The sequence below is a fragment of the Micromonospora sp. NBC_01392 genome (genome assembly GCF_045040125.1).
GTDB lineage: Bacteria > Actinomycetota > Actinomycetes > Mycobacteriales > Micromonosporaceae > Micromonospora.
The window spans coordinates 1,459,508-1,475,186 of sequence record NZ_CP109549.1 but is presented as its reverse complement, the minus strand read 5'-3'; the positions used below and the strand labels follow the sequence as shown (position 1 = coordinate 1,475,186).

Annotated in this window: 17 protein-coding genes; 7 read left to right on the top strand and 10 right to left on the bottom strand. The window is 74.6% G+C overall.

From position 1 onward, the window contains the following. Position 1: 1 nt before the first annotated feature. On the bottom strand, positions 2-283 hold the full coding sequence (locus OG767_RS06930; RefSeq protein ID WP_281936147.1) for an iron-sulfur cluster biosynthesis family protein: 282 nt from the start codon (positions 281-283) through the stop codon (positions 2-4). A gap of 233 nt (positions 284-516) precedes the next feature. Between OG767_RS06930 and OG767_RS06925 the strand changes: the two genes are divergently transcribed. Both OG767_RS06925 and dacB read left to right on the top strand, forming a co-directional pair. Beyond that, positions 517-1,233, top strand: a complete 717-nt coding sequence (locus OG767_RS06925; protein WP_405092663.1) for an MIP/aquaporin family protein — start codon at positions 517-519, stop codon at positions 1,231-1,233. Positions 1,234-1,297: 64 nt separating this feature from the next. Further along, complete coding sequence (dacB, locus tag OG767_RS06920; RefSeq protein WP_405092662.1) at positions 1,298-2,881, top strand: D-alanyl-D-alanine carboxypeptidase/D-alanyl-D-alanine-endopeptidase; 1,584 nt, start codon at positions 1,298-1,300, stop codon at positions 2,879-2,881. A 21-nt stretch (positions 2,882-2,902) separates the two neighbouring features. Here the strand turns inward: dacB and OG767_RS06915 are convergent, their stop codons facing one another. From OG767_RS06915 to OG767_RS06900, 4 genes are all read right to left on the bottom strand, one after another. Next, positions 2,903-3,202 (bottom strand): hypothetical protein, encoded by a 300-nt coding sequence (locus OG767_RS06915; RefSeq protein ID WP_405092661.1) that lies wholly within the window; start codon positions 3,200-3,202, stop codon positions 2,903-2,905. A 142-nt stretch (positions 3,203-3,344) separates the two neighbouring features. Further along, positions 3,345-4,223 (bottom strand): hypothetical protein, encoded by an 879-nt coding sequence (locus tag OG767_RS06910; protein ID WP_405092660.1) that lies wholly within the window; start codon positions 4,221-4,223, stop codon positions 3,345-3,347. 167 nt (positions 4,224-4,390) lie between these two features. Continuing rightward, positions 4,391-5,461 (bottom strand): hypothetical protein, encoded by a 1,071-nt coding sequence (locus tag OG767_RS06905; protein WP_405092659.1) that lies wholly within the window; start codon positions 5,459-5,461, stop codon positions 4,391-4,393. A gap of 967 nt (positions 5,462-6,428) precedes the next feature. After that, positions 6,429-7,022, bottom strand: coding sequence for a pentapeptide repeat-containing protein (locus OG767_RS06900; protein ID WP_107162367.1), 594 nt, complete (start codon positions 7,020-7,022; stop codon positions 6,429-6,431). 66 nt (positions 7,023-7,088) lie between these two features. On the opposite strand from OG767_RS06900, the gene OG767_RS06895 reads away from it, so the two are divergent. Both OG767_RS06895 and OG767_RS06890 read left to right on the top strand, forming a co-directional pair. Next, positions 7,089-8,321, top strand: coding sequence for a serine hydrolase domain-containing protein (locus OG767_RS06895; RefSeq protein ID WP_405092658.1), 1,233 nt, complete (start codon positions 7,089-7,091; stop codon positions 8,319-8,321). 54 nt (positions 8,322-8,375) lie between these two features. Beyond that, the gene (locus tag OG767_RS06890; protein ID WP_405092657.1) at positions 8,376-9,017 is read left to right on the top strand and encodes an NAD(P)-dependent oxidoreductase; all 642 of its coding nucleotides are present in this window, start codon (positions 8,376-8,378) and stop codon (positions 9,015-9,017) included. Here the strand turns inward: OG767_RS06890 and OG767_RS06885 are convergent, their stop codons facing one another. Beyond that, positions 9,018-9,482, bottom strand: coding sequence for a PPOX class F420-dependent oxidoreductase (locus OG767_RS06885; protein ID WP_281936162.1), 465 nt, complete (start codon positions 9,480-9,482; stop codon positions 9,018-9,020). A gap of 31 nt (positions 9,483-9,513) precedes the next feature. After that, positions 9,514-10,155, bottom strand: coding sequence for a DUF6642 family protein (locus OG767_RS06880; RefSeq protein ID WP_281936164.1), 642 nt, complete (start codon positions 10,153-10,155; stop codon positions 9,514-9,516). A gap of 210 nt (positions 10,156-10,365) precedes the next feature. On the opposite strand from OG767_RS06880, the gene OG767_RS06875 reads away from it, so the two are divergent. After that, positions 10,366-11,142, top strand: a complete 777-nt coding sequence (locus tag OG767_RS06875) for a D-Ala-D-Ala carboxypeptidase family metallohydrolase (protein ID WP_405092656.1) — start codon at positions 10,366-10,368, stop codon at positions 11,140-11,142. 155 nt (positions 11,143-11,297) lie between these two features. Here the strand turns inward: OG767_RS06875 and OG767_RS06870 are convergent, their stop codons facing one another. The 3 genes from OG767_RS06870 to OG767_RS06860 all read right to left on the bottom strand — a co-directional run bounded on the left by OG767_RS06870 (position 11,298) and on the right by OG767_RS06860 (position 13,856). After that, on the bottom strand, positions 11,298-11,831 hold the full coding sequence (locus OG767_RS06870; protein ID WP_405092655.1) for a hypothetical protein: 534 nt from the start codon (positions 11,829-11,831) through the stop codon (positions 11,298-11,300). A gap of 121 nt (positions 11,832-11,952) precedes the next feature. Beyond that, positions 11,953-12,624 carry a response regulator gene (locus OG767_RS06865; protein WP_405092654.1) on the bottom strand — a complete coding sequence of 224 codons (672 nt, stop codon included), beginning with the start codon at positions 12,622-12,624 and terminating at the stop codon, positions 11,953-11,955. Further along, the gene (locus OG767_RS06860; protein ID WP_405092653.1) at positions 12,621-13,856 is read right to left on the bottom strand and encodes a sensor histidine kinase; all 1,236 of its coding nucleotides are present in this window, start codon (positions 13,854-13,856) and stop codon (positions 12,621-12,623) included. Before OG767_RS06860 ends, OG767_RS06865 begins: the two co-directional genes overlap by 4 nt. A gap of 133 nt (positions 13,857-13,989) precedes the next feature. Here OG767_RS06860 and OG767_RS06855 point away from each other — a divergent pair, with 133 nt between their 5' ends. Next, positions 13,990-14,889, top strand: a complete 900-nt coding sequence (locus OG767_RS06855) for an ABC transporter ATP-binding protein (protein WP_405092652.1) — start codon at positions 13,990-13,992, stop codon at positions 14,887-14,889. Further along, positions 14,886-15,677, top strand: coding sequence for an ABC transporter permease (locus OG767_RS06850; protein WP_405092651.1), 792 nt, complete (start codon positions 14,886-14,888; stop codon positions 15,675-15,677). Before OG767_RS06855 ends, OG767_RS06850 begins: the two co-directional genes overlap by 4 nt. Positions 15,678-15,679: the final 2 nt, after the last annotated feature.

Below are 15,679 nucleotides of genomic sequence, written 5' to 3'. Positions count from 1 at the left end.
GTCACTCCTTCTCGGTGAAACCGAACTGGACCACGCCCTCCTCGTCCACCACCGCATCGACCGAGGTGTCGTCGAGCAGCTCGGCGGCGTCCGGGTCCAGGAAGATCCGCGCCCCCTGGTCGTCGACCACCTGGTCGCCCTGCACGGGCGCCGGGACCAGCTCGATGGAGAGCGCGCCGGCCTCGGTGTCGGCGGCGATGCGCAGCCCACCCGCGTCGGCCACGTCCTGCTGGGCGGCGAGGTCACGGATCACCAGGACGGCGTTGTCGGTCATGGTCAGCATGGCGGAACTCCTCATGGCTGGTTTCTCGGATTCGCGGGCGACTCGGCCCACGCGGTCGGCTCGCGACCCGGAAGCGGACGAAACGCTGTTTCGCCGCAATAAGGGGGGCGGTCGGACGGCCCCTCACCACCCACCGTGCCCGCTGCCGGTGGATCCGTCAAATAGAGCCGGGTGATCGGGCGTGAGCAGCGGTTTCTCCTCCGACACCGTCGGCCGCTCCCTATGCTCGGGGCATGAACGACCCACGCAGGTACGTCGCCGAGTTCCTCGGCTCGCTGCTGTTGATCTTCTTTGGCGTGGGCAGCGCCGTCTTCGCCCGGGTCCAGGGTGGCGTGGTGGTGGTCGCCCTGGCCTTCGGCTTCACCATGCTGGCGCTGGTGTACACGATGGGGCCGCTCTCCGGCAGCCACATCAACCCGGCGGTGACCCTGGGCGTGCTGCTCTCCGGGAAGATCTCCCCGCTGGGCGCGGTCCTGTACTGGGTCGCGCAGTTCGCCGGCGCCACTGTCGCCGCGTTCGTGATCTGGGCGCTCACCCGATGGGGTGACGTGGTCGACCAGACCGGCGCGCTCGGCACCAACGGCTACGGCGCGCACATCAACCTGGGCGGCGCCGCCGTGCTGGAGACGGTGCTGACGTTCCTCTTCGTCCTGGTGGTGCTGGTGGTGACCGGGCGGGGCGAGCACGCCGCGTTCGCCGGAGTGCCGATCGGTCTCGCCCTGGCCGCCGCGCACCTGGTCGGCCTCACACTGGACGGCACCTCGGTCAACCCGGCGCGGTCGTTCGGTCCGGCCCTGTTCCAGGGCGGCACCGCGCTGCGCCAACTCTGGGTCTTCATCGTCTTCCCGCTGCTGGGCGGCGCACTCGCCGCCCTGGTCGCACCGCTGATCCTGCGCCCGGGAGCGGGCGGACCCGGGCCGGCGGAGCGGGTGGCGACGCCGCGGACCTGAGTCCGGCAATAACCTTTCGCCCCGGACTCTTTCCCGCAGGAAAGCACCATGGCAGCATCTGCACATGCATCGTCGTCTCTTTCCCCGGGCGCTCGCGGCGCTGGTGCTGGTCGCCACCGCGGCCACCGCCGGCACCACCACCGCCACGGCCGACGCGCCCACCCCGGCGCAGACCCGGCTGCACGCGACCATCGACGCGATCCTCGCGGACAGCCGGCTCGACGGTGCGCAGGCGGGCGTGGTCGTGGTCGACACCACCACCGGCCGCACGCTCTACGACCGCAACGGGACCCGCCGGCTCGTCCCCGCCTCCAACACCAAGCTGCTCACCTCGACGGCGGCGATGGAACTGCTCGGCCCGGGGCACCGCTTCACCACCGACGTCAGCGCCGCCGGGCCGCGCCGCGCCGGGCTGCTCTCCGGCGACCTCTACCTGCGCGGCGGCGGCGACCCGACCATGCTCGCGGCGGACTATGACCGGCTCGCCGCGCAGGTCGCCGCCGCCGGCGTACGGGTGGTGGCCGGTGACCTGGTCGCCGACGACACCCGCTACGACCGCACCCGGCTCGGTCCGGACTGGACCTGGGACGACGAGCCCTACTACTACGCCGCGCAGGTGTCCGCGCTGACCGTCGCGCCGGACACCGACTACGACGCCGGCACCGTGATCGTCGACGTCGCGCCGGGCGCGCGGGCCGGCGTCCGGCCGAAGGTCTCGATGACCCCGGACAACGGCTGGCTGCACATCGACAACCGGGCCGAGACGGTCACCGGCGGCGAGACCACCGTCTCCATCGAGCGGGAGCACGGGAGCAACACCGTCGTGGTGACCGGCCAGATCGCGGTCGGCCAGGCCGCCGAGAGCGACTGGGTGACGGTCTGGGAACCGACCGGGTACGCCGCCGACGTCTTCCGGTCGGCGTTGCGCCGGCACGGCGTACGGGTCCTCGGCCGGACCGTGCTCGGCACGGCCACCCCGGACACCGCCCGGCCGCTGGCGCGGCACGACTCGATGCCGCTGGCCGACCTCATGGTGCCGTTCCTCAAGCTTTCGAACAACGGGCACGCCGAGGTGCTCACCAAGGAGCTGGGCCGGATGCTCTCCGGCTCCGGCACCTGGGCCGCCGGCCTGGCCGCGATCGGCGAGTACGTCGGCGACGCCGGAATGGACACCGGCACACTGCGCCAGCGTGACGGCTCCGGTCTGTCCCGGCGCAACCTGATCCCGCCCGCCCAGTTCGTGACGCTGCTCTCCGCGGTGCGCGCCGAGCCCTGGTTCGACACCTGGTACGCCGCGCTGCCGGTGGCCGGCAACGCCGACCGGCTCGTCGGCGGGACGCTGCGCAGCCGGATGACGGGCACCGCCGCCGCGAACAACGTGCACGCCAAGACCGGCAGCCTGACCGGCGCGTCCGGCCTCTCCGGCTACGTCACCGACGCCGACGGCCGGCTGCTGGCCTTCTCGATCGTGCTCAACAACTACCTGACCTCGTCGGTCAAGGGGCTGGAGGACCAGATCGCGATCGCGCTGGCCACGTACACCGAGAAGGAGACGGCGACCGCCCGGCGGACCGTGCCGACCGCACCGGACTCACCACGGGTTCCGGAGGGTCGGGAGTGCTCCTGGGTCAAGCCGGCGTTCTGCTGACCGAACCGCGCCGCCCGGCGCTCAGGCGCCGGGCCGGTACGGGCGCGGGGCGGCGGCGGGGTCGCCCCGCTCGACCAGCGCGTCGATCTCGGCCGGCGGCAGCCCGCGCAGCGTGAGCACCCGCCGGCCCCAGCGGTGCAGCCGGCACGGATGCGGGCTGGCGTCGTTGCGGCAGATGGTCCCGCCCGACCAGGACCGTGGCGCGTGCACCACCACCGCCCGCACCGCGAACTGGACGTCCTCCACCGTCACGTACGGCGGCAACGGGATGTCCCGCAACACACCGCGATCGGAGGACTGGCGGGCAGGGGCGAGAGGCATGGGACGGCTCACCGGTCGAACCTCCACAAAGGATGGACGGACGGGGACCTCGGAAAGGTACGTCGGTCGACCCGGCGCGCGACGGACAAACTGTCCCGACAGTTCGGCCGGGCACGACCCGCATCCGGGCGGCGTACGCGGATCAGCGCAGCGCGACGGCCTGGAGGCTGACGTTGCCGCACTGCCCGAGCGACTCCTCCACGGTCCAGCTCAGCAGCAGCTTCGCACCGCGCGGCGCGCGGAACCGGACGGTGAAGTCGGTGGTCAGCGCGGTGTGCGGGTCCTCCATCCGGAGCGTGCTGACCGGCCCACCGGCGATCCGCACGTCGAGCCGGCCACGGGCCATCCAGAGCCCGGCGAAGAGGTGCACGGTGCGCGACTGCCCGTCGGCGGTCACCGCGAGACGGAAACCGCTGTCCCGGTCGCAGGTGTAGACCCCGGACATGGTGCCGCTGGCCGAGGCCACCGGCGCGCCGTCCCGCCAGGCGTACGCCTCCGGGTTGTTGCTGAAGCTCTCCCGCCGGCCCCGGCCGCCCTCGTCCCGGATCGCGCCGGAACCGCCCCGCTTGCGGACCGTCCGGTCGCCGCCGAGCAGCCCCCAGTGGACCCAGTCGACGGTGCCCACGGCGGTGAGGTCGACCGAGGCGGGCACCTCGGCCCGACTGACCGCGACCGTCGGTGGCGCCACCGTGGACGGTGAGGGACTCGCGGACGGTGAGGGGCTCGGGGACGGCGGGCGCTGCCGGGGTCGCAGGCCGGGGGTGGCGACCGCGCCGTCGGCTTCGCCCGGCAGCCCGACCCGGCCGGTCGGCGCCACCGGCAGGGCCGCGCTCTCCTCGCGCGGCGCGTCGTGCCGCTCGGTGCCGAGGTAGGCCACCAGCGCCGCCAGGCAGAGGAACGCGGCCAGGCCCTCCAACGCCATCCGCCGCCGGCGCCGCAGCCGGCGCAGCGCGGACCGGGTACGCGGGCGGCCCTCCCGATGCGAGCCGGGGCCGGTTCGCGAACGGTCCTCCTCGCCCACCACACCTCCGCTTCGTCTCACGCGGCGCCGCCGGAAGCGGCCGGAGCGTGACGGGCTTCACGGTGTCACCGGCCGGCCGTTTGCGCCATATGTGGGCCGACGGGCGTTTCCCGTTCGTTACCAAGAGGTAGCAGAACGGACCCGTCGCCGTCCAGCCAAGCGGCGGGTCAGCTTACCGTGATCGCTTCCAGCGACACCCCGTCGTTCTGCCCGCCGGTCACGGCGAGCGCCCGCCAGGTGATCAGCAGCCGCTGGCCGCGAGGCACCCGGAAGTGGACGACGTACTGGTAGAAGCGGTCGCCCTGGGCCATGGCCACCTCCCGGACGGCCGGATCACCGCCGCCGGAGAGCGAGACGTCGAGCCGGGCCCCGGCCGAGAACGCACCGACGAACAGCCGGACGGTCCGCAGGTCCCCGCTGCCGGCCACGCCGAGCCTGAAGGACTTGCCGGCACCGCGCTGGAAGACGCCCGTCCGGGTGCCCTCCTGCCGCGCCGTCGGCGTGCCGTCCGTCCAGCTCAGGCCGGACATCCCGGCGTTGTGCTCCAGCCGGTCGCCGCCCGGGTCCTCGATCTCGCCGGTGCCGCGCTGCTTGCGCTGGACGCTGTCCGCGCCCGCGCCGCCCCAGTGCCGCCAGTCCCGCGTGCCGAGCAGGGTGAGCGACACCGCCGGCGGCACCGGCTCCTGATCCACCCCGAGCAGCGGGTCGCCGGGCAGCGCAGGATCACCTGTCACCGGCACCACCGTCGGGGGCGCCGCCGTCGGTGCCGGTGCCGGCGTCGTCGGCCCGGCGACCGGCACGGCCCCGCCACGCTCGGGCGGCGCCGGTGACCGGGCGGAGTACGCCAGCGCCACCACCGACGCGGTCAGCGCGGCAGTGGCCAGCACGGCCCGCCGACGCCGGCGGCGGGCCCGGGCGGCAGCGACCCGGGTGGCCCCGGCCTCGCTCGCGGGCCGCGCCGTATCCGGGCGGAGAGCCTGCCGAAGCCGGGCGGACACGCCCCGAACCGACACCGGTCCCAGCCGGACCGACGCCCCGCGCAGCCGAGCCGACGTTGATCCCAGCCGGACCGACATCCCTTCCCGTGGGACCGACGCCCCGCGCAGCCGAGCCGACGCCCCGCGCAGCCGGATCGCGAGCGGGCCGGCCAGGCCGGCGAGCCGGGTGCGGAGGCTCTCCGGCGCGGTGTGCCGGCCGGCCAGCGCCGGCGTCCCGTCCCCGAACGGGTCCCCGTCCACCGCCCGCAGGCCGTCCCGCGCCCGCCGGGCGGCACGGTCCGGCCGAGCCGGCGACAGAGCCGGCAGCGGACCGGCCGGCCCTGGCCCAACTGGCCCGAGCCCGCCTGCTCCCGGCCCCGGTCCACCCGTGCCGAGCCCGCCTGGCCCCAAGCCCGGTCCAACCGGGCCGAGCCCAGCCGGTCCCGAGCCCGGTCCACCCGTGCCGAGCTCGCCCGGTCCTGGCCCGCCTTGTCCCGGCCCAACCGGACCGAGCCCAGCCGGCTGGGGCCCGCTCGGCCAGTGCCCGGCCGGGGCATGCCCGACCAGCGGGGCCGGCCCGGGCGCGGGCCCGCCGGACGCGGGGCCGAGCAGCGCGGGCCCGGTCGGCGCCGGTGCGGGTGCGGGTGCGGGTGCCGGTGCCGGTGCCGCATCGCCGATCGGGGAGACGTCCGGGACGGCCGGTTCCCACGCGCCGTCGTCCGGCTCGCCGGCGAGGCGACGTGGGGCGGCCGGCGGTTGCGGCGTGGCCACGGGCTCGACCGGCGCAGCGGGCAGCCAACCTCCGACCCGCATTCCGGACTGCGTGAGTTCCTCCTCAGCCACCGCCCCTCCCTCGGCCGCCGGAGTCGGCGACCGTCACCGCGGCTCGCCGCAGGGCAGGATGACACATGCTTCGATCTCCGAGAAGCCGTCGACACGAACCAATTTCGGCGCCTCCACCTCGGGCGTGTCGGCCGGGAGAAGGGATTCCGTGAGACGCGATATACCCGTGGGTCATAAATATGACACAGCGGTATATCGCTTCGAAGGAGTCGTCCTGGACGAGGTGTAACGCACGGTGACGACCGGGCCCGGACCTCAGCAGGCCGGGTCGAGTGCGTGACGCCGGCCGAGAGCGCGACGGCACCGCACCGGCCCGGCGGAGCGGTGCGGGACGGGACGGGACGGGACGGGCGGGGTGACGACGGAGGCGGGAGGAGCGGCCGGGTCAGCCGACCTGGAAGCCGAGCGCCTGGACCAGTGTTACGGCCTGCTCCACGTCGACCCGCGCCCCGGCCCGTTCCACCGCGGTCGGGTCGAGCGCGGACAGGTCACTGCCGCGCAGGTCGGCGCGGGTCAGCTTGGCGGCGTGCAACTGGGCCCCGGACAGGTCGACGCCGGTGAGCACCGCGCCGGTCAGGTCGGCGCCGGTCAGGTCGGCCTCGCGCATGCGTACGTCGGTGATCCGGGCGCCACGCAGGTCGGCGCCGGGCAGCGCGACGAACGACCAGTCGCCGCGGTCGACCCGCAGCGGGCGCAGGTCGCACCGGTCGAAGCTGCTGCCGACCAGCTTGCAGCCGGTGAACTCCGCCTCGAACAGGTTGCACCGGGTGAACGTGCAGCGGGTGAACGCCGAGTCGACGTGCCGGGAGGCGTTGAACGCCACGGTGCCGAAGACGCACTCCGTGAACACCGCGCCCCGGCTGACCGCCTCGGTGAGGTCGACGTCGAAGAACTCGCAGCGCACGAAGTGCCGGTCGACCAGCTCTTCCGCGTACCAGTCCTGCTGGCGGTAGGTGACGTCCTCGACGGGCTCCGGCATGCCGCCGACACTAGTGTGGCCGGCCGACACTTCCGGCCCGCCGTACCGGCGGGTAGGTTCGCGGGGATGAGCGTCGCAGTCAGCACCGATCCCGGCCGTGTCGGCTTCGATCCCGCCCGACTGGCGCGGATCGACGAGCACTTCGCCCGCTACGTCGACGACGGCCGGCTCGCCGGCTGGCAGGTCGTCGTCACCCGCCGGGGCGAGATCGCCCACTCGTCGACGTACGGGCTGCGCGACCGGGAGGCCGGCACGCCGGTCGAGGCGGACACGCTCTGGCGCATCTACTCGATGACCAAGCCGATCACCTCGGTCGCCGCGATGATGCTCTGGGAGCAGGGCCGGTTCGAGCTGACCGACCCGGTCAGCCGCTGGCTGCCGGAGTTCGCCGACGTCCGGGTCTACGACCGGGGGTCGGTGCTCAAGCCGTACACCGTGCCGGCCGCCGAGCCGATCCGGATCTGGCACCTGCTCACCCACACCGCCGGCCTGACGTACGGCTTCGCCCAGGTCTCGGTGGTCGACGGCCTCTACCGGGCGGCCGGCTTCGACCTGGGCGTGCCGGCCGGCGCGGACCTGGCCGCGGCCTCGGCCGGCCTGGCCACGCTGCCGCTGCTGTTCCAGCCCGGGACGAGCTGGAACTACGGCGTCTCCACCGACGTGCTGGGCCGCCTGGTCGAGGTGGTCTCCGGGCAGACGCTGGACGCGTTCTTCGCCGAGCGGATCCTGCGCCCGCTCGGGATGACCGACACCCGCTGGTGGGTGGACGCGGCGGACGCCAAGCGGCTGGCCGCGCTCTACGCCCCGCACCCGGCCACCGGTCAGGCGGTACGCGCCGACGGCATCGGCCGGGCCGCGCTGGCGGCGCCGGGCTGGCACTCCGGCGGCGGCGGGCTGGTCTCCACCGCCGCCGACTACCACCGCTTCACCCAGTTCCTGCTGCGCGGCGGCGAACTGGACGGGGTGCGCCTGCTCGGCCCCCGCACGGTCCGCTTCATGACCCGCAACCACCTGCCCGGCGGCCGGGACCTCGCCTCGTTCTCCCCGGAGGGATTCTCCGAGACGGTGCTGGACGGGATCGGCTTCGGACTGGGCTTCGCCGTGGTGCTCGACCCGGTGCCGGCGCGGGTGCCCAGCAGCGTCGGCGAGTTCTACTGGGGCGGCATGGCCAGCACGGCGTTCTGGGTGGACCCGGTGGAGGAGGTCACCGCGCTGCTGTTCACGCAGCTCATGCCGTCGAGCACGTACCCGCTGCGCAGCCAGTTGCGCCAGCTCGTCTACTCCGCGCTGGTCGACTGACCGGGTTCGGCGGAACGGCACCCGCCCGGCGGCCGGCTGCCTAGCCTGTGAGGCATGAGCGACATCGTCGTGTTCGGCGCCGGCGGGACGGCGGGCTCCCGGATCGCCGCCGAGGCGGCCGAGCGGGGGCACCGGGTCACCGCCGCGGTACGCCGGCCGGAGGCGGTCGGCTACCTGCCTCCGGGCGTACGCACGGTGACCGGCGACGCGACCTCGGCGCGGAGCGTACGCGAGCTGGCCGAGGACGCGGACGTGCTGGTGGTGGCCGTCGGCGGAGGCGAGCGTGACCTCTGGCGGGACGCCGCGCGGACGCTCGTGGACACGCTGCGGGGCATGCCCGACCCACCACGCGTGATCCATGTCGGCGGCGGCGCGACGCTGCTCACCCCGAGCGGCACCCGGTTCCTGGACGAGCCGGACTTCCCCGCCGAGTACCGCGACTCGGCGCAGGGGCAGGCGGACGCGCTGGCGTTCTACCGTTCCTCGGCCGACGGGGTGACCTGGACGTACGTCTCCCCGCCGCCGTTGGAGTTCCACCCCGGCGAGCGGACCGGGCACTACCGCACCGGCACGGACCACCCGGTGACCGACGCGCAGGGCCGCTCGGTGCTCACCTACGAGGATCTCGCGGTCGCGATCGTCGACGAGATCGAGAACCCGAGGTTCGGCAACGCGCGGTTCACCGCCGCGTACTGATCAGTCGGCGAGCCGGGCCGGGAACCCGCCGGTGGCGATCGGGCCCCAGGACTCGATCGTGACGCGGATCAGCGACTTGCCCTGCGCGACCATGGCCGCCCGGTACTCGTCCCAGTCCGGGTGCTCGCCGGAGATGCTGCGGAAGTAGTCCACCAGCGGCTCCAGCGCCTCGGGCAGGTCGAGCACCTCGGCCACGCCGTCGACCTGCACCCACGGGCCGTTCCAGTCGTCGGAGAGCACGCAGGCGGAGACGCGCGGGTCGCGGCGGATGTTCGTCACCTTGGCGCGCTCCGGATAGGTGGAGATGACCAGCCGGCCCTCGGCGTCGACGCCGCAGGAGACCGGGGAGGACTGCGGGCGGCCGTCGGCCCGGGTGGTCATCAGCACGACGCGGTGCCGGGGGCGGAGGAACTCGGTCAGGGCGTCCCGGTCGACCCGGGTGTTGCGCGCGATGCTGCGTGGCATGCCTCGGTTCTACCAGGCCGGCGGCCGGATCTCAGCGCGGGCGGCCGGCGGCCCGGCGCGGGGCGACCTGCTCGGGCACGCGCGGGCGGGCGGTGGGCCGCCAGGCGCGGCCGTTGGCGTAGATCACCCGGAAACCGAGGTACGCGGCGAGCGGCGCCCAGTGCGCCGAGCCCATCCGCAGCTCGGCGGCGTTGTGCCGCTGCCCGTTGGCCAGCACGTCGAGCAGCACGGTCTCGAACGCGGCCGACTCGACCCAGTCCACGTCGCGGGTGAAGCCACAGATCAGCGCCGCGCCGGTGACCTCGAGGAAGCCGCGCAGCGTGGCGTCGGAGGCACGCAGCACCGAGCAGCTGCCGAAGTAGAGGCGACGACCGTCGGCGCGGCCGGCCATCCGCTCCGCCACGTCGGACAGCTCGACCGAGTCCCAGTCGGTGAGGCAGAGCCGGCTCGGCTCGCCGTGCATGGCGAAGAACCCGACGCGGTGGTCCGCGTACTGCTTGAGCAGCCAGCGGTCGAGGAAGTAGAACAGCTCGTCCCGGGTGGCGGCGTCCTTGTGGATGTAGCGGATCCGGTTCAGTCGTTCGAGCAGTTCGAGCGTGGGCAGGACGGAGCCGCGCTCGTTGAGGTCGCGGTGCCACTGCCCCTCGACGCAGAACACGCCGCCACGCGCCATCGCCCACCTCCCCTGCCCGCGAGGCTCGCCCGGGGGTCGATCCGGGCCCGGGAGCAGACGTTACCGCTCCCCTCCGACCAGGACCGAATGCGAGAACAATTTCCGCTAATCGCCACGAAGAGCCCCGCCGAATGTCACGGTGAGAAGGACGGGACGCAGTGGTCGATGTGCCGTCCCGACCCCATTTCCGCTCTGATCGGGAGGACTCCTGTGCGCGTCAACACCCTGAAGCGGGCGGCCGTCGCGTTCGCGCTGGCCCTGCCCGGGGCCGCGGTCGCCACGGTCGTCGCCGCACCGGCGGCCCACGCCGACGGCTGCTACACCTGGCCCCGCACCCTGTCCCAGGGGCGCTCGGGCGAGGACGTCCGGCAGCTCCAGATCCGGGTGGCCGGCTGGGCCGGGTACGCCGGCATCGTCCGGGTCGACGGCCGGTACGGCCCGGAGACGACCGCCGCGGTCAAGCGTTTCCAGTCCGCGTACGGACTACGGGCCGACGGCATCGCCGGGCCGCGGACCTTCGCCAAGATCTACGACCTCCAGGACAACGACTGCACCCCGAAGCACTTCAGTTACGCCGAGCTGGACAACGGCTGCGGCAAGGGCGGGTGGGGCGGGGGCCCGCTCTCGTCGTCCGCCACCCGCGAGAACGCGGTACGCACCATGTGGAAGCTGGAGGCGCTGCGGCGCAGCCTCGGCGACAAGCCGCTCCAGGTCACCAGCGGATTCCGCAGCATCGCCTGCAACCGGCAGGTCGGCGGCGCCGCCGACAGCCAGCACCTGTACGGCAACGCGGCCGACCTGACCTCTCGGGACCGGACCCTCTGCGAGATCGCCCGGTCGGCCCGGGACCAGGGCTTCAGTGGCATCTACGGCCCCGGCTACCCGGACCACGACGACCACACGCACGTGGACTCCCGCCGGGAGAACACCCGGGACAAGTCGGCGAACACCACCGACTGGTCGGCCCCGGACTGCGGCATCAACTGATCCGGACGCACGACGGCCCGACGCGGGGGGTGGGGGCGCCCCGCGTCGGGCCGCCGGCCGATGGGCCGCGCGGAGGCCGGGGGTGCTCCGCGGCGGGCCGCCGCCCGGGTGAGCGGCGCGGCCGACGGCGCGCCGGCCGCGACCCGTACCCGGGGTCAGCTCGCCCGGGGCCAGCGCGGCCGGGCCGCGGGGGCCGGCCGCGCGGCGCCGGGCCGCAGGCCGGACCGCACCGGCGGTGCGACGACCCGCGGGACCGGGCCACGCGCCTGGCCGGCGACCGGACGGGCGGCCGGGGCCGCGCCCGGCCGGGCCGCCTGACCCGCGCCCGGCCGGGCAGTCTGCGTCGCGCCCGGGCGGGCCGCCTGGACGGCCGGTCGGGCCGCCGACGGGCCGGTCAGCACGAACGGGAAGGGCACGTGCACGAACGGGTTGCCGTGCCGGATCAGCGCGTCGATCTGGCGCTCGTTGAGGCCGTGTGTCGCCAGCACCCGGCGCCCCCAACGGTGCAACCGGCAGGGGAACGCCGCCCCGTCGTTGCGGCACTTCGGCCCCGCGGGCCACTCCTCGGCGGCGTGCACCACCACCGCCCGGACCGCGATGCGGACGTCCTCGGGTGTCAACGGCGCCGGCATCGGCACCTCGCCCAGGACCTTGTCGATGGGATCCGTCGACTGCTCACCAACACGCACGGCAGGCCTCCCGCAGCTCGGCAGCGGTGCGGCGGACCGGCCGCACCACATCCTCGCCCACTGGTACGGCCGGACACCGGCGACAGTTCAATCCCACCGGCCGGGCCTGCCCGACACCGCGTCAGACCAGGTCGGCGTCCTGGACCAGCAGCGCCACCTGCACCCGGTTGTTCAGGTCGAGCTTGGTGAGCAGCCGCGACACGTACGCCTTCACGGTCGCCACGCTCATGAACAGCTCGGCGGAGATCTCCGCGTTGGTCCGGCCCCGACCGAGCAGCAGCGCGACCTCCCGCTCCCGCTCGGACAGCTCGCCGAGCAGCCGTACCGCCCGCTCGCGGCGGGGATCCCGGGCGGGCGCCGGCGCGGCGGCGGTCACGTGCGCGATCAGCCTGCGGGTCACCGCCGGGGACAGTGTCGCCTCCCCCGCCGCGACCCGGCGTACCGCCGCCACGATCTCAGCCGGCGGGGTGTCCTTCAGCAGGAAGCCGCTCGCCCCGGCCCGCAACGCGCGCAGCACCTGTTCGTCGGCGTCGAACGTGGTCAGCACCAGCACCTCGGGCGGCTCCGCCGTCGCCCGCAGCGCCTCGGTGGCGGCCAGCCCGTCCACCCGGGGCATCCGGATGTCCATCAGCACCACGTCCGGGGCGTACGCGGCGACGGCGGCCGGCACCTCGACGCCGTCGGTCGCCTCGCCCACCACCGCCAGGTCGGGTACGCCGCCGAGGATCATCGACAGCGCGCCCCGGACCAGCGGGTCGTCGTCGACGATCAGCACCCGCACCGGCCCACTCATCGGATTTCCCAGGGCAGCCAGGCGGCCAGCCGGAAGTCGCCGTCGGCGTCCCGCCCGTGGTCGACGCGTCCGCCGGCCAGCGTGACGCGCTCGGCGACGCCCACCAGGCCGGTGCCGGTGCCGGGGATCGCGGCGGCCGGCCCGCCCACCGGCCAGGGGTTGCGGATGTCCACCGCCAGCCCCTCGCCGGGGCCGCCGGCCAGCCGGACGGTCACCACCGCCCCGGGCGCGTGCTTGCGCGCGTTGGTGAGCCCCTCCTGCACGATCCGGTACGCGCTGCGCCCGATCGCCGCCGGCACCCCGGCCGGCTCGGTCACCTCGTCGATCACGCTGACGCGTACCCCGGCGTCGCGGCTCTCGGCCACCAGCGCCGGCACGTCGCCGAGCGTCGGCTGCGGCCGTTCCGGGGTGGCCTCGGAGCCGGTCTCGGCCCGCAGCACGCCGATCACCTCGCGCAGGTCCTGCAACGCGGCGTGAGCGCTGGCCCGGATCACCCCGGCGGCCCGGGCGACCTCCTCCGGGGGCGCGTCCGGACGGAACTCCAACGCCCCGGCGTGCAGGCTGAGCAGCGAGATCCGGTGGGCGAGCACGTCGTGCATCTCCCGGGCGATCCGGCCGCGTTCGAGGTTCCGGGCCTGGTCCAGCCGGAGCTGCTGCTCGGCCTCGGCCCGTTCGGCGCGGTCGCGCAGCGACAGCACGAGCTGGCGGCGGGCCCGGACGAACAGCGCCCAGGCCACCACGATGCCGATGAAGAGCACGGTCCACGCCACGGCGGCCCAGAACGGCATGGCCGGGTCGGGGCGGACCGCGATGAACGGCAGCGCGGTGGCCAGATGCCAGCCGACCAGCGTCAGCCCCACCACCAGCGGTCGGTGGACCAGCACGGTGAACAGGACGACCAGCAGCACGGCCCCGGAGGTGACCGAGAACAACGTCAGCGGCGCGGTGGCCACCGCCAGCCCCACCGGCCAGCGGCGGCGCAGCCAGAGCGCGCCGGCGGCGAGCAGACCGACGAACAGGTCGATCTCGGCGAGCCAGCTCGGGCCGGCGTTGAGCGCGAACTCCGGTCGCCCGCTCACCGCGTCGTCGTGCGCGAGGAGCACCCAGCCCAGCGCGATCAGGAACAGCAGGCTGTCGACGAACCAGTCCCGCGGGGTCCGGCGGGCGGCCCGCGCGGGCACCAGGGAGCCCGGCAGGAGCCAGGGATGATCGGGGACGACAGCGCTGCTCACCCGCCCCATGCTAGGGAGCCGTCCGGACCGGCTGCCAGCTACCAAAGTCGACGCCTGCGGTGAACCTCGGTCGGTGCCGGCGACGACCGTCGGCCGCAGCGGGGCACCGGGTGGCCCCGGCAGGCTTCTCGGCATGATCGAAGTCGACCATCTGACCAAGCGGTACGGCCCGCACACGGCCGTCGAGGACGTGACGTTCCGGTGCGAACCGGGCACGGTGACCGGATTCCTCGGCCCGAACGGCGCCGGCAAGTCCACCACGATGCGCATGATCTGCGGGATGACGCCGCCCAGCTCCGGCGCGGCCACGGTCGCCGGCCGGCCCTACCGGGCGCTGCCCAACCCGGGCCGGGAGATCGGCGTCCTGCTCGACGCCTCGGCCCAGCACGCCGGACGCACCGGGCGGGAGACGCTCACCCTGGCCGCCCGCACCATGGGCGTGGAGCGGAGGCAGGTGGCCGCGAAGCTGGACCTGGTCGGGCTGAACGACACCGCCGCACGGCGCCGGTTCGGCGCGTACTCCCTGGGCATGCGGCAGCGGCTCGGCCTGGCGCTGGCGCTGCTGGGCGACCCCCGGGTGTTGATCCTCGACGAGCCGGCCAACGGCCTCGACCCGGAGGGCATCTACTGGATGCGCGGCCTGCTGCGCGACTACGCCGACCGGGGCGGCACCGTGCTGCTCTCCTCGCACCTGCTGCGCGAGGTCGAGGCGGTGGCCGACCGGCTGGTGGTGATCGGCGGCGGCCGGGTGGTCGCCCAGGGCGGCAAGGACGAGCTGCTGGCCGGCGCCGGCACGCTGGTCCGCGCCCGCGACCAGCACGCCCTGCGCCTCACCCTGGACCGCGCCGCGCTGCCGGCCACCGTCGGCACCGACGGCGGCTTCGTGGTCCGGGCCGAGCCGGAGGCCGTCGGTCAGGCCGCGGCCGACGCCGGACTGGTCCTCACCGAACTGCGTCCGGCCGGCAGCGGCGGCCTGGAGCAGCTCTTCCTCACCCTCACCGCCGGCGCGTCGACCAGGGAGGCCGTCCGATGACCACCGCCACCACGCCCGTTCCCACCGCCGCCCCGACGCGGCACGAGCCGGCCGCCGGCCCCTCGCTGGCCCGGCTGACCGGGGTGGAGCTGCGCAAGCTCACCGACACCCGGGCCGGCCGCTGGCTGCTGATCAGCATCGGGCTGATCGCGGTCGCCATCGTGGTGGTGCAGCTCTTCGTCGTCGACGGCCCGGAGCAGACGTTCACCGCGTTCTTCGCGCCGTCGCTGCTCCCGGTCGGGCTGCTGCTGCCGGTGCTGGGCATCCTCTCCATCACCGGCGAGTGGTCGCAGCGCACCGCGTTGACCACGTTCGCGCTGGTGCCCCGCCGGGAGCGGGTGATCGTCGCCAAGCTGGCCGCGGTGGTGCTGGCCGCGCTCGCCTCGGTGCTGGTCAGCCTCGCCGTCGCCGCCGCCGGCACGCTCGCCGCCAAGGCCACCGGCGGGGTGGGCGCGTGGACGTTCGACTGGGAGCTGCTGCCGTACGCGGCGGTGTTCCAGGTGGCGAACGTGCTGATGGGCGCCGGGTTCGGCCTGCTGCTGCTGAACACGCCGCTGGCCATCGTCACCTACCTGCTGCTGCCGACCGTGTGGAGCGTGCTGTCGGCGATGATCAAGGCGCTGCGGGAGCCGGCCGGCTGGCTGGACACCTCGGTCACCATGGCACCGCTGCTCACCCCGGACGTGACCGCGGGGCAGTGGGGTCGGCTCGGCGTCTCGCTGGCCGTCTGGATGGTCGTGCCGCTGGCCGCCGGCCTGATCCGCACGATGCGGCGGGAGGTGTCCTGACC

What these genes read in the sequence shown, in the direction of transcription:
- OG767_RS06930 (WP_281936147.1), bottom strand. Translation starts at nt 283, where the DNA reads ATGCTGACCATGACCGACAACGCCGTCCTGGTGATCCGTGACCTCGCC.
- OG767_RS06925 (WP_405092663.1), top strand. Translation starts at nt 517, where the DNA reads ATGAACGACCCACGCAGGTACGTCGCCGAGTTCCTCGGCTCGCTGCTG.
- dacB (WP_405092662.1), top strand. Translation starts at nt 1,298, where the DNA reads ATGCATCGTCGTCTCTTTCCCCGGGCGCTCGCGGCGCTGGTGCTGGTC.
- OG767_RS06915 (WP_405092661.1), bottom strand. Translation starts at nt 3,202, where the DNA reads ATGCCTCTCGCCCCTGCCCGCCAGTCCTCCGATCGCGGTGTGTTGCGG.
- OG767_RS06900 (WP_107162367.1), bottom strand. Translation starts at nt 7,022, where the DNA reads ATGCCGGAGCCCGTCGAGGACGTCACCTACCGCCAGCAGGACTGGTAC.
- OG767_RS06895 (WP_405092658.1), top strand. Translation starts at nt 7,089, where the DNA reads ATGAGCGTCGCAGTCAGCACCGATCCCGGCCGTGTCGGCTTCGATCCC.
- OG767_RS06890 (WP_405092657.1), top strand. Translation starts at nt 8,376, where the DNA reads ATGAGCGACATCGTCGTGTTCGGCGCCGGCGGGACGGCGGGCTCCCGG.
- OG767_RS06885 (WP_281936162.1), bottom strand. Translation starts at nt 9,482, where the DNA reads ATGCCACGCAGCATCGCGCGCAACACCCGGGTCGACCGGGACGCCCTG.
- OG767_RS06880 (WP_281936164.1), bottom strand. Translation starts at nt 10,155, where the DNA reads ATGGCGCGTGGCGGCGTGTTCTGCGTCGAGGGGCAGTGGCACCGCGAC.
- OG767_RS06865 (WP_405092654.1), bottom strand. Translation starts at nt 12,624, where the DNA reads ATGAGTGGGCCGGTGCGGGTGCTGATCGTCGACGACGACCCGCTGGTC.
- OG767_RS06855 (WP_405092652.1), top strand. Translation starts at nt 13,990, where the DNA reads ATGATCGAAGTCGACCATCTGACCAAGCGGTACGGCCCGCACACGGCC.
- OG767_RS06850 (WP_405092651.1), top strand. Translation starts at nt 14,886, where the DNA reads ATGACCACCGCCACCACGCCCGTTCCCACCGCCGCCCCGACGCGGCAC.